Consider the following 12,539-nt stretch of genomic DNA (forward strand, 5'->3'; position numbering starts at 1 on the left):
AAGCAGCCTTGATGGATGCTGCAATGGTAACAGTGAAGGACTAGTGAGCCCATTCACCTGGTATCTCAGTTGGCAGGAGTCTTAACAGGATCGGGTTCGGGATAACCCCCCAGCCAATCAATACAGCGCTGTCGCTGTTCGGCAGTCGCTTCAGGCAAAGGCGCGATCGCAAAACTATTGCGCTCTGGCTCGCCTAAGGTGACTTCGACCAGCTTGAGTTCTTCCCGTTGAAACACCGCGATCGCCACCCTCTGACCCGGCTGATAATCTTTGAGTCGCTCTGGCAAGGTCTTGGCCGTCACTTTAAACCCGTCGATCGCCAACAGCTCATCCCCCGCCCAAATACCTGCTTGTTGAGCGGGAGATCCCATCGCAACCTTCTCGATCCGGGTACTATTACCGTTAGCTTTTACAGACATTCCTAGATAGGGGGCACTGTCGGGTTTCACCTCTGCCTTCCAACACAGACCGAAGGGGTCGAGGAAGCGATCGAACTCTAACTCGGCGGTGCCTTCGATATAGTTGGCAAAAAAGTCTGTCAAACTTGTGGTGGCTGCCGACTCGAATGCCTCCCGCAGGTCTGTATCGGTATAGCCTATTTCAAACTGGCCGAACCGCTGCCACAGATCGCGCACCACCGTATCGAGACTATTTTTCCCCTGAGATTTGAGGCGAATGGCCAGATCCAGCAGCATTGAAACAATTTCGCCTTTGAGGTAATAAGACACCTGACTGTTAGAGGTATTCTCTGTGGGGCGATAGAGCTTAATCCAGGTATCGAAGCTGGAATCTATCAGCGACTGCACTTGGCGACCGACGGTTTTTTGCAGCTTGCCGATGCGATCGCCCATCAATTTGAGGTAGGTCTCGACGGAAATGAGATTGCCCCGCCGCAAAATTAGCGTGTCGTAATAGCTGGTGGTGCCTTCGCAAAACCACAAGCAGCGCAGATAGGCTTCTCGACCGTAGTCAAACGTCTCGATCGCCTTGGGACGCAAGCGCTTGACATTCCACAAGTGGAAAAATTCGTGGGCCACCAACGACAAAAAGCGATCGTACCGTTCCGGGTTGACAAAGCCAAAGCGAGGATAATTGAGCGTCGTACTGCACTTGTGTTCTAACCCCCCCGCCCCTTCTGAGGAGAGATGCAGTAAAAACAAGTAGCGGTCGTAGGGAAGGCCGCCAAACAACTCTGCCTCTGTCTCGATAATCTTCTGGGTAGCCGCAACAATCTTGTCCAGATCTTCATTGCCCTTGCCCCAGACCACAAATCGGTGGGGCTTATCCAGCACTTCAAACTGGGCGGTGCGGTGCAATCCCACCTCCACAGGGCTATCGACCAACTCGTCAAAATCCTGGGCCAGAAAAGTTTGGGGCTGACCGGGCTGCGCTGGAGACTCTGGGTTCAGCGGCGGCAACGCTGTGGCGATTTGCCAATTGGGCTCGGGCGGGCAAACGGTAAGGGCGATCGCCTCCCGCTCGCGACCGACACAGTAGAGAAAGCTGGCTGCCCCATTGAAGAAGCCGTGGGTGGAATCGAGGTGATTGGTCCGCACCGTCAGATCGTGCGCGTAGAGGCGGTAGCATACCCGCGCGCAGTCGGTCTTTGCGGGCAGAATTTCCCAGGTGTTTTTGTCGAGGCGCGTCCACTCCAGCAGTCGATCTGCGCCGTCGAAAATTGACAGCTCTTGCAGGTGTCGAGCGTATTCCCGCAAGAGGTAAGACCCTGGCGTCCAAGCGGGAAAGACGAGCTGAAGGGGTCGATCGAGCAGGAGATCTGTCAGCCGCAGCTCGATCTCCAATAGGTGATTGGCGGGCTCGGGCATACGCACCCAGTAGTGCTGCCGAAGGGGTCGATCGGAGATGGGGGTAGCGCGAACAACTGCACTGTCTTGGGAGGTGAAGGTCATTGAGATAGCGATTGATTGACAGCAACGATTTTGAGTGTGGCAGGGCTTTCAGCAAGGCTTGGGGGGAGAAGAACTCGCGATCCTGGACGGTCTCGACCCCTTTAGCTTATGCCATAGGACCAGCAGTGATGACCCATCCCCGAACTCCGACAAGCCAGCGCTGACAGACTCCTGGGACCGATGCGATCGCGATCGCACCCCAGCAACGATCGCCGTCACCGCGAACACCCCCCACCCCCTTGCATAATGCGGACAAGTTCACAGCAGAGGCCACCCATGAGTCGTTCATTCGCGTTCCTCACCGCAGTCACAGTCGGATTTTTGCTATTCGGTACCGCCCTCACCCTGACTCGCGGAACCCAAGAATTCTCCAACCCATTCGACTCGGACAGCAGCGTGCTCTCGCCTGCCGAATGGAAATGGGTGAGCTGGCAGCTTCAGTAATATCAATTAACTGAAATTGGGCTACAGATGCCATACCGAGTCTATTGAAAAACCGAGTTCGATCGCTAGCTGGCCCCCATCCCCTAACCCCTTCCCCCAAATTTGGGGGAAGGGGAACAAAGCTCTTGCTCCCCTCTCCCAAATTTACGGCTGACGCCACGCTTCGCGAGGGGAGAGGGGCTGGGGGTGAGGGCCAGAGCTGTAGCGGCATTAATCAGAAAATGTCTCGGTTTTCAGTGCTGCCGCAACGCCTCAATCTCGCCCGATCGCCATCATTTGAGAAACAGCACCGCGATCGCCCTCGTGAGATGCTGATAGCGAACCCAAAATATTGCCCGATTGAGAATGCGCATTCTCTTTTTGCACCCCAACTTCCCCGCTCAATTTCGCCACCTCGCCATGGCCCTGCGCCAAAACCCCGAACACCAAGTGGTGTTCGGCACCACCCAACCGGTGGGCCAACTAAAAGGCGTTACTAAAGTTCTCTATCGCCCTTCCCGCGAAGTCAGCGCCGAAACCCACCACTACACCCGCAATCTGGAAAGTGCAGTCCTGCAAGGGCAAGCCGTTGCCAGATTGATTCAAGATCTGGCGAAAAAAGGATTTGTGCCCGATGTGGTTTACGGTCATTCTGGCTGGGGACCCACCCTCTATATCAAAGACCTCTTGCCCAAAACACGATTGCTCTGCTATTTCGAGTGGTTTTACCGCGCCCGAGGCACCGACGCTGACTTCGACCCCGACGACCCCCTCGACCTCAATGACATGGCTCGCATTCGCACCAAAAATGCCGCCATCTCGATCGATCTGTTGAGCTGCGATGCCGGTCTGTGCCCCACCCAGTGGCAGCGGCAACAATTCCCCTTAGAGCTGCAAGGGAAGTTAGGGGTGATGCACGACGGCGTCGATACCGCTTATTTCAAACCCGACCCCAAGGCCAAGCTGGTGTTGCCCGACATCGGTCTCGACCTGTCCGAAGCTGCCGAAATCGTCACCTACGTAGCCCGAGGCATGGAACCCTACCGAGGCTTTCCGCAATTTATCGAGACGGTCCACCTGCTGCTGCAGCGGCGGCCCCATTGCCACATTGTTATTGTGGGCGAGGATCGCGTGGCCTACGGCAAGCAACGGCAGGATGGCAAGACTTACAAACAGGCGATGTTAGAACAATTCCCCCTCGATCCCGAGCGCACTCACTTTACCGATCGCCTGCCCTATTCCGACTACCTCAAGGTGTTGCAAGCCTCAGACGCCCATATTTACCTAACGCGACCGTTTGTGCTGTCTTGGTCGATGCTAGAGGCCATGTCAGTGGGTTGCCTGTTAGTGGCGTCTGGGACGCCGCCGGTCTTGGAGGTGCTTCAGGATAACGTCAATGGGTTGCTGGTGGACTTTTTCTCGCCCGAACAGATTGCCGATCGGGTTGAAGAGGCTTTGGACAACCGCGATCGCATGGCCGAGATTCGCAACAATGCCCGCGAAACCATTCTGCAAAACTACAACCTCGCGACATTACTACCCCGGCATCTGGAATGGCTGCTGTTGCCCTATGGGGGATAGAGAGGCTCCTGCAGAGGATTGGCAACGATCGCGTTTTAAGGAGGGAAAGACGCAGGTTAAAATTAGCCAATACTCATCGTCAATCCCCAAATTAGTATGACCATTGCTGCGGAACCACCAGCGAACTCGCCCGAGCCGGAGCAACCCCAGCCCACGCCACCGCCACCCGATCCCAGCGAGGACTTTCCCGACGAAGTGGAAATGACCCTGTTCCAGCACCTGGATGAATTGCGCGCCCGCCTATTGGCCAGCGTCATTGCCGTAGTCATCTGCATTGTGGCCTGCTTTACAGTCGTCAAACCCATCGTCGAGATCCTCGAAATGCCAGCTCGCGGGGTGACCTTCCTACAATTGGCCCCCGGCGAATACTTTTTTGTCTCCATGAAAGTGGCCGCCTATTCGGGCTTGCTGGTGGCGACTCCCTTTTTGCTCTATCAGATCGCCCGTTTTGTCCTGCCGGGTTTGAGTGTCGGAGAGCGACGCATCCTCGGGCCGATTGTGCTGGGATCCGGCCTGCTGTTTGCCGCTGGTTTAGTCTTTGCCCACCAACTCCTGATTCCCGCAGCCCTCAACTTTTTCATTCACTACGGTGAAGGCATCGTCGAGCAGGCCTGGTCGATCGATCGCTATTTCGAATTTGTTCTACTCCTGCTCTTCAGCACCGGCTTAGCTTTCCAAGTCCCCATCCTGCAGGGGATTCTAGGGGCGGCTGGTCTCGTCAACTCCGGCCAAATGTTCGGAGCTTGGCGCTACGTCATCTTCGGTGCCGTTGTGGCAGGAGCTATCCTGACTCCCTCTACCGATCCGCTCACCCAAAGTTTGCTAGCAGGTGCCGTGACGTTGCTTTATTTTCTCGGCATTGTCTTGGTTAAACTGATGGGCAAATAGAATGGGCAAATTTCGCAGAGCTCTGCTCGCCCTGCGAGTGGGTTTTGGGCCGAGTAGTTTGACTGAGTTACTGAGACGCTTCATCGCGAGGTTTTTCCACGACCTGGTGCCTGACAGGGGTTGCAAGAATGAGGGATGTCGTGGTGGGACCAAAAGGGCTTAACTTGGCGATCGCCGCTGCCAAATGACCTTTAGAATTGACCGCAGCTTTGATCATGAATGAATGTACCCCCGTTACGTGATGGCATTCCAACACTTCCGGCATGCTGGCGACCAAGCGTTCCAGGCGGGGGTAATGTTTAGCTTCTGTCTGCAATTGAATAAACACTAATATGGGCAGACCGATCTTGTCGAAGTCGAGCTCGGCTCGGTAGCCGAGAATAATGCCGCTGTCTTCCATGCGTCGCACCCTCTCCGCCACTGCGGGTAGAGAGAGTCCCACCCGTCGTCCCAGTTCGGCAAATGGCAGTCGAGCATTCTCCTGCAGATCGGAGAGTAAGAGCCAACCAATATCGTCAATTAGATTCAAGATGCACCTCAGTCGCTGTACGCAGGCAACCTCTGCACTGGAGATTTCCAGGCAGTTGCCTCACCCTTAACGGTCTGCCGATCGCCCAGTCCTGAAGAACACACTCAGACTTTGGAGGCGGCACACCTACCATGGGGGCACTTATGGTTCGGATAAAACCAACCCAGTCAATGTGCTTGACCACACAATCGATTATTGCCCGGGCATAATATCTTTAGCAACAAATATAAGCATCTATAGGGTTAATATTTATTCAGCTTAATAATCTAAGGTGTTCTAAGGGTTGAATTTTAGTTTGAAAGTCGGATGCGCGGGTCGACCAATTGAAGGGCTAAGTCAGCCAAGAGATTGCCTAAAATCAGCATGAAAGAACCTAAAAGCAATCCGGCCATCACCACATTGATATCGAAACTGCGCACGGCATCTAGTAAAAGGCGACCCAAACCGGGCCAGTTAAAGAAAAATTCGGCGATGAACGAGCCGCTCAGCAATGAGGCAAACTCGAAACCGAGGATGGTAATCAGGGGATTGATGGCGTTGCGCAGGGCGTGAACGGCAATGACACGAGATTCTGACAAGCCTTTGGCACGGGCGGTTTGAATGTAGTCTTGCCTCAGGACATCTAAGAAGGCTCCGCGAGTGATGCGCTGCAGTCCGGCAAAGCTGGCAATGCTGAGGGCAAAGGTCGGCAGCAGCAGGTGGCGCAGGAGGTCGAAGGCTTTGCCGGGGAGAGAGAGTTGGGCAAAGTCGATGCTGGTCATGCCGCCGACAGGAAGTCCGGGAACGTTTTGGGCCGCGAACAAGAGCAGAATTGCTAAGACAAAGCTGGGGGTGGCCTGGCCGGTGTAGCTGAGCAGTTGGAGAAGGCGATCGAGGCCGGTGTTTTGTTTGAGGGCGCTGAGAATGCCGAGGGGGATGGCGATCGCCCAAGTCACCAGCACCGAAGCCACAGCCAGTAACAGCGTTGCTCCGGCTCGGGAGAGAACCAGTTGAGTAACGGGGATGCGAAAGGCAAAGCTACGCCCGAGATCCCCCTGCAGCAGGTTCCACAACCACAAAAAATATTGCACCAGGATAGGTTTATCGAGACCCAAGCGGGTGGTTTCGGCTGCGATGAAAGCTTCCTCAATCGTGGGATCGAGGCGTAACTGGTCGAGGTAATTTCCGGGGGCGAGTTGCATGAGCAAAAAGCTCAACAGCGTGATGGCCAGCATGATGGGGATGGCTTGCAACAGGCGATTGAGCGCGAACGCAAGGACACCCAGTTGAGGGAATCGTAAAGAGGGGGGAGCCTCAGTGGAGGGGGAGTTTTGCATAGTTGGTTGAGGAGTTGGCTTTGCAGGGAACCCGCCTTGCCCGAGCGGGTATTGCTCCAACTGTGCCACACTTTTACGGAGCATTCGAGTGTCAGGGGCGATCGCCTGAGTGTCAGCTCGACCGGTACAATATGCGTGAGTTGGAGGATAGCAACAGTCTTTGCAAAACGTCTTTATTACGGGGGCCAGTGGCTGCATCGGCCATTATGTTGTGGAAGCGTTGGCCGAGCGGTCCGATTGCCATCTTTACCTATTCCTACGTAACCCCCAGAAGCTCGCGCTCGCGCTCGATCCCGAACGCGTCACGATTGTGCAGGGAGATTTGTTGCAGATCGAACAGCAGGCAGAGTTGCTGCGGCAGATGGATGTGGCAATTCACTTGGTGGCGGCTTGGGGGGGCGAAGCGATCTCGCGAGCGGTGAATGTGACGAAAACTTTGGCCCTGTTCGATTTACTCGATCGCGATCGCTGCCAAAAAATTCTCTATTTTTCGACAGCCAGCCTGCTCGATCGCCAGAATCAGCCGGTAGCAGTGGCGGGTCGGGCGGGGACTGAATATATCCGCACGAAATACGAGATGTTGATGCGGCGCGATGAAGCAAAATTGCGCGATCGCCTCGTCACCCTCTATCCCACCCTCGTCTTTGGCGGGAGCGAGCGCCATCCCCATTCTCATATTGCGGGGGGTCTCAAGGATGTGATGCGGTGGTTGGGGCTCATTCGCTTTTTTAAGGCGGATGGCAGCTTTCATTTCATGCATGCGGAAGATATCGCCAAAATCGTCGTTCACCTCTTCGAGTCGTCCGTACGGGAGGGAGATTGGGTGTTGGGTCAGCCAGCACTGCATGTGAATGATTGCATCGAACAGGTCTGTCACTTCTACCACAAGCGCATTTACTTTCGCCTGCCGCTGCCCATTCGCCTGGGCCGAACCCTCGCAGTTTTGTTTGGCGCAAAGCTCTCGGAATGGGATGACTATTGCCTCGCCCACCGCCATTTCGTTCACAAAGCGGTCGATCCGCCGACCTTTAATTTACCATCGAGCTATCCGACCGTGGCGTCTCTCCTGCAGCAATATGGTTAGCAAACCCATTCCCCCCCAACCCTCTGAAACCCTCAGAGACATCTTGCACCATCGGGGATTTAAGTTTTCCTATTTCTCGCGGCGGCTGCGCTTTCCCAACGGCACGGAAGGCGATCGCGAATATATCGAACATCCCGGCGGTGCGGTGGCGGTGCCGGTGACGGCAGAGGGCAATTTTCTGCTCATTCGCCAATATCGATTTGCGATCGGGGCATATATTTACGAATTCCCCGCCGGGACGCTGGAACCGAACGAACCTCCCAACATCACGGTGCGCCGCGAGCTGGAGGAAGAGACAGGACATACTGCCCGTCGCTGGGACGACTTGGGCCAATTCTTCTTGGCTCCGGGCTATTCAGACGAAACGATTTTTGCTTACTTGGCCAGGGATTTAGAAAAGCTGTTCGAGCCTCCGGCTGGAGACGAAGATGAGGATATTGAAGTGGTGGAGTTGACTGTGGCGGAGCTGCGGCAGAAGGCGATCGCCTCCCAAGACCTAGATGCCAAGACCATCGCCTGTTTTCATCGCGCGTTAGAGCTGCTGCAAGGGAACGAACTGCGAAAGACAAACCCTTAGATAATCGGCGACTTCAAACAAAAAATTTTGCTTGAATTGAGGATCGAATAGATTAATATTTATCTGCTTGTATTAATTTCTGGTATGAACCAGTAAAAAGTCTATACAGGATAAGCGGTGAATTCCCATAGCTATTGTGACAAGCAAAGGGGATGGCCATGAAAACTCCTAGATAGTTTTATCGTCAACACGATTTTTTGCTAAGATGCTCTCAGCTTATATTCAGTAATGCCACTTATCGAAATATTACTTAATGTGATAGTTTTGTAAGGCATGGTTAACTTTTGGGCTTTCCATTCATGTTCGCGAGCAGTCGTTAAATCGGGTCTATATATTTACGGCTGCTAAGTTGTTAAACCACTGACCAGTAGTTCAAAACTCTGGCCGGTCTTTCCTCTTGGCTGTAGAAATTAGCAACGATAGCTCGCACGGCAAGTCTTCGCTCTGTGTTACGACACTCGTTCTATTCTTTTGCTGCCGATAGGGATGTCACCATTCAATAATGGCCCCCTTGCATGAATCTTCAACTGCGCGAACAACGCCAAAGCTCGTCCCGAGACTCGCTGCAACCCTTGCGGCTATTAATATTAGCAGAAGCCTCCGACGATTTGGACCTGACGCTCTCGGCCTTACAACAGGCTAGCCTGAATTTTAAATACGATGCCGCCGATAGCGAAGTCGCCTACTCCCAATTACTGGCTCGCCATCACTACGATGCAGTGCTATCTGAATATGGTTTTCAGGGACGGACGGGCACTCGAGCACTGGCAGTGCTCGATCGATCGGGCCAAGAGATTCCCTTTATTTTAATGACAGACCGCTTGGGTGAAGAAATTGCGGTGGAATGTCTGCGCTCGGGAGTGACTGATTATGTTTTGAAAGATCGGTTGTTCCGCTTGCCCTTTGTGCTACAGCGGGCCTTGCAAGAATTCGAACAGCGTCGCCAGAGCCAAAAAACCTTTGTGCAAGTCCACCAGCGGGCTCAGCAGGAGAGCATTGTCAATAGTCTCTTGCAGGCCATGCTGAAAAATGTGAATTTAGGCAATGTCTTGCAATCTACCTTAGATAGCCTGCAGGAGGCGCTACAGGTCGATCGCTGTGCTTTTTTAGAGCTTAACGAGGTCGGGGCAAAGATTATGTGTCTCAGCCGAGAATCAGTGCAGCGGGATCGGTTGTTGGGCAGCTATTGCCAACTGTGCAGCCACTATGGCCTACAGATGGCAAGTGGAGAACCGCTTGCGATCGCGAAATTTGACAGCAATATTCCGACCGATATCTGGCGCTCGGCAGCGGATATGAATGTGAAATCGATGCTGCTGGTGCCATTGCGTTTCGACGGGCGCAATCTCGGTTGCCTGTGCCTCCTCCAGTGCGATCGCGAGCGTGCTTGGAGCTCGGATCGGATCCAGTCAGTCAAACGGGTTGCCGACCACTTAACCGTGGCAGTGTATCAAACCGGATTGCATCGAGAACTGCAGGCGCTGAATCAGTGTTTGGATTTAAAAGTCAAACAAGCGCAGCGGGCCTTGCAGTTTGAGGCCACCCTCAAAACCATCAGCGATCGCATTCGCGACAGCTTAGACGAACGACAAATCCTAGAAACCGCCGTGCGAGAACTGGCGATCGCTTTAAATGCCGATTGTTGCAGTACCACCTTGTACGATCTCGAACGGGGCTCCTGCTACGTGGCCTACGAATATACCGAGAAGTTGCCAACGTCTCGAGGAGAGGCCGAGTTAATGGCAGACTTTCCCCATTGCTACCGGCATCTCCTCGCCGGTCAATCCATCCAGTTTTGTCCGCTCGTGCCTCGCTTCAACCATCCCCTCTCCTCCATCTCGGCCGTACCGATTGCAGACGATCGCGCAGTCATGGGAGACATCTGGTTGTTTCGGTCGCCCGATCGCACTTACGAAGCGAATGAAATCGCTCTGGCACAGCAGGTGGCGAATCAATGTGCGATCGCCATTCGACAGGCCAAGCTCTACCAAGCGGCGCAGGCGCAGGTGCGAGAATTAGAGAAGCTCAGCCAACTGAAAGACGACTTCATTAACACGGTTTCCCACGAATTGCGATCGCCGCTGGCGAATATGCGGGTTGCCATTCAGATGTTAGATATTTCTCGCAACACTGAGAAATTCGATCGCTATTTGGATGTTCTGAAGCAGGAGTGCAGGCAAGAGAGCGAGCTAATCGACGATTTGCTGAATCTGCAAAGGATTGGAGCCAACTGCTACGAGCTCGAACTCGAAGTCATTGAATTGCCCAATTATCTCTCTATCATTATTGAGACCTTTCAAGAACGCATCGAACAACACGATCGCCAATTAATTTGCAAACTGGGTGACAAGCCTTTAACCTTGCGAACCGATCGCCTGTGCCTCAATCGCATTCTGCACGAGCTGCTCAATAATGCCTGTAAATATACGGCTGATGGCGGCAGTATTGTAGTTGAGCTTTTAGAGCATCCAAACGCAGGAATTTCGATTGTTGTCGGTAACACTTCCTCTATTCCATCGGAGGCCCTAGCCCATATTTTCGATAAATTCTATCGATTTAATTCGGTGGATATTCGAAAGCACGGAGGGACTGGCCTAGGCTTGTCTTTAGTAAAAAGTATGGTTGATTTGCTCGGCGGCAACATTAGCGTCTCTAGCGAGCAGAGCTGGACGGCGTTTCAGCTCTATCTGCCGCAACAATGATTGGAGAGCGCGAACATCGAGAATAGTGTTTCAAGCTATATTAAGCTATGTTAAGGTAAATTCTGTCGCCATGGAGATCTCTTCATGAATTTACTGTAAAGATGCCGAACGAGAAGAATTCAATTTCATCAAATCTTTGTCGCTCCCGATCGGATTTATCTGGTAGCTCTTTAGAGATGGGTGCTGATTTGGGCAATTTAAATGAGAGGCTTTAGAACCTAAGGGTAGAGTTGCCTTCTGCCCGTACATCTGTCTCCTCTATGGCTATCGCGGAATACTCAATGATTGCATTAAATAACTGCGTGAATTTTACACAAAGCCTGACCACTTGTACTCGGCCAGATTTTACGGGCATCCTCGAAGCAGGTGGAACCGATGGGCAGTGCTGGAAACTGCGTTTTTTTCGCGGCCGTTTGGTTGGCGATGCGGGAGGATCGCACCCGCGCAGGCGCTGGCAGCGGCAGTTTACTCGATTTGCCGAGCATGTGGATTTAAATCGGATGTCAGCCCCTGTCAGGGGGGCATGGAATTATGGACTCGTCGAGCCTCTAGAACGGCAAGGCATTATCTCCCAGAAACAACTGTTGGCGATTTTGCAGGGCAGTGCTCGGGAAGTCTTGTTCGAAATCGCCTTGGAGGAGCATTTGAATGCTTCTCTTGAATCCGCTGGCGATCGCTATACGGTCGTCCGAGAGCAGTTGCAGGATTTCGAGGGTGCCCCCTTAGCCTCAATGGATGCCGAGCGCGAGTGGAGTTTAGTCCAACAAAAACTGCAAGCTTGGATCGCTAAAGGACTGGCGACTTTTCACCCCAACCTAGCACCCACGATTCGCGACCCGGAACAGTTCCTTCAAGCCACTTCTGAGACGGCATTCAATCGCCTCAAACCATTGCTGAACGGCCAGCAAACCCTTTGGGACATAGCATTGCGCTCGAATCGTCCCCTTGAATCGGTACTAAAATCGCTCTCGACCCACATTCGATCGGGTAGCCTCGAGCTCGTCTCCACCCCAGACGGGTTCCTTGCGCCCTCAAGTGGCAAGAGTCACTCGAACGGCCTTTTACCCCAGCCATCCTTCGATCGATGCCGCCTCAAAATCGCTTATCTAGATGATGCGGTTCGGTCAACTCAAATCATGGGACAGATTGTGCGGGAATTGGGATATCAATATCTGGCCGTCAATGTGCCCGTCACAGCACTGACCGCTTTTTTGGAGTACAAGCCCGACATTATCTTTCTCGACTTGGTGATGCCGGTGGCGAACGGCTATGAAATTTGCGCTCAATTGCGGCGAATTGAGGCATTCAAAGAAACTCCCATTTTCATGGTGACGGGCAGCGATGGCATCGTCGATCGCGTTAGGTCCAAGTTAGTGGGAGCCACTGGATTCATTTCCAAGCCCGTCTCCCGCGACAAAATCGAGAAGACGTTGAGCCAGAATCAAATATCTGCCAATGGCGGCTAGCTCCTCACCTGTATCCCCTCTTTCTCTACACTGCTTCTCTACACTGAAACCAGTCCCCCTCAG

The 12,539-nt window shown here is 53.3% G+C and carries 11 protein-coding genes; 8 read left to right on the forward strand and 3 right to left on the reverse strand.

Annotated elements, in window-relative coordinates; all coding sequences use genetic code 11:
• Positions 1-65: 65 nt before the first annotated feature.
• Entirely contained in the window at positions 66-1,910 is a 1,845-nt protein-coding gene (locus SYN7336_RS09905; protein WP_017325783.1) for a M61 family metallopeptidase, read from the reverse strand.
• Between the two features lie 34 nt (positions 1,911-1,944).
• On the opposite strand from SYN7336_RS09905, the gene SYN7336_RS09910 reads away from it, so the two are divergent.
• The 4 genes from SYN7336_RS09910 (at position 1,945) to tatC (ending at position 4,802) form a co-directional block, all read left to right on the forward strand.
• On the forward strand, positions 1,945-2,157 hold the full coding sequence (locus SYN7336_RS09910; RefSeq protein ID WP_017325784.1) for a hypothetical protein: 213 nt from the start codon (positions 1,945-1,947) through the stop codon (positions 2,155-2,157).
• A 29-nt stretch (positions 2,158-2,186) separates the two neighbouring features.
• Complete coding sequence (locus SYN7336_RS25265) at positions 2,187-2,354, forward strand: hypothetical protein (RefSeq protein ID WP_156820102.1); 168 nt, start codon at positions 2,187-2,189, stop codon at positions 2,352-2,354.
• 345 nt (positions 2,355-2,699) lie between these two features.
• The gene (locus SYN7336_RS09915) at positions 2,700-3,914 is read left to right on the forward strand and encodes a glycosyltransferase (RefSeq protein ID WP_017325785.1); all 1,215 of its coding nucleotides are present in this window, start codon (positions 2,700-2,702) and stop codon (positions 3,912-3,914) included.
• A gap of 201 nt (positions 3,915-4,115) precedes the next feature.
• The gene (tatC, locus tag SYN7336_RS09920) at positions 4,116-4,802 is read left to right on the forward strand and encodes a twin-arginine translocase subunit TatC (RefSeq protein WP_369791880.1); all 687 of its coding nucleotides are present in this window, start codon (positions 4,116-4,118) and stop codon (positions 4,800-4,802) included.
• 67 nt (positions 4,803-4,869) lie between these two features.
• Here tatC and SYN7336_RS09925 read toward each other — a convergent pair whose 3' ends face one another.
• Positions 4,870-5,331, reverse strand: a complete 462-nt coding sequence (locus SYN7336_RS09925; RefSeq protein WP_017325787.1) for an Lrp/AsnC family transcriptional regulator — start codon at positions 5,329-5,331, stop codon at positions 4,870-4,872.
• Positions 5,332-5,621: 290 nt separating this feature from the next.
• Entirely contained in the window at positions 5,622-6,647 is a 1,026-nt protein-coding gene (locus SYN7336_RS09930) for an ABC transporter permease (RefSeq protein ID WP_156820104.1), read from the reverse strand.
• A 160-nt stretch (positions 6,648-6,807) separates the two neighbouring features.
• On the opposite strand from SYN7336_RS09930, the gene SYN7336_RS09935 reads away from it, so the two are divergent.
• From SYN7336_RS09935 to SYN7336_RS09950, 4 genes are all read left to right on the forward strand, one after another.
• Entirely contained in the window at positions 6,808-7,731 is a 924-nt protein-coding gene (locus tag SYN7336_RS09935; RefSeq protein ID WP_017325789.1) for an NAD(P)-dependent oxidoreductase, read from the forward strand.
• Entirely contained in the window at positions 7,724-8,308 is a 585-nt protein-coding gene (locus tag SYN7336_RS09940; RefSeq protein WP_017325790.1) for an NUDIX hydrolase, read from the forward strand. The genes SYN7336_RS09935 and SYN7336_RS09940 overlap by 8 nt, the downstream gene beginning before the upstream one ends.
• Before the next feature lie 515 nt (positions 8,309-8,823).
• Complete coding sequence (locus SYN7336_RS27885) at positions 8,824-11,010, forward strand: GAF domain-containing protein (protein ID WP_017325791.1); 2,187 nt, start codon at positions 8,824-8,826, stop codon at positions 11,008-11,010.
• 302 nt (positions 11,011-11,312) lie between these two features.
• On the forward strand, positions 11,313-12,476 hold the full coding sequence (locus SYN7336_RS09950) for a response regulator (RefSeq protein WP_038025876.1): 1,164 nt from the start codon (positions 11,313-11,315) through the stop codon (positions 12,474-12,476).
• The last annotated feature ends 63 nt before the right edge of the window (positions 12,477-12,539 follow it).

The sequence above is a fragment of the Synechococcus sp. PCC 7336 genome (assembly GCF_000332275.1).
Lineage (GTDB): Bacteria > Cyanobacteriota > Cyanobacteriia > Thermostichales > PCC-7336 > PCC-7336.

What these genes read in the sequence shown, in the direction of transcription:
- SYN7336_RS09905 (WP_017325783.1), bottom strand. Translation starts at nt 1,910, where the DNA reads ATGACCTTCACCTCCCAAGACAGTGCAGTTGTTCGCGCTACCCCCATC.
- SYN7336_RS25265 (WP_156820102.1), top strand. Translation starts at nt 2,187, where the DNA reads ATGAGTCGTTCATTCGCGTTCCTCACCGCAGTCACAGTCGGATTTTTG.
- SYN7336_RS09915 (WP_017325785.1), top strand. Translation starts at nt 2,700, where the DNA reads ATGCGCATTCTCTTTTTGCACCCCAACTTCCCCGCTCAATTTCGCCAC.
- tatC (WP_369791880.1), top strand. Translation starts at nt 4,116, where the DNA reads ATGACCCTGTTCCAGCACCTGGATGAATTGCGCGCCCGCCTATTGGCC.
- SYN7336_RS09930 (WP_156820104.1), bottom strand. Translation starts at nt 6,647, where the DNA reads ATGCAAAACTCCCCCTCCACTGAGGCTCCCCCCTCTTTACGATTCCCT.
- SYN7336_RS09940 (WP_017325790.1), top strand. Translation starts at nt 7,724, where the DNA reads ATGGTTAGCAAACCCATTCCCCCCCAACCCTCTGAAACCCTCAGAGAC.
- SYN7336_RS27885 (WP_017325791.1), top strand. Translation starts at nt 8,824, where the DNA reads ATGAATCTTCAACTGCGCGAACAACGCCAAAGCTCGTCCCGAGACTCG.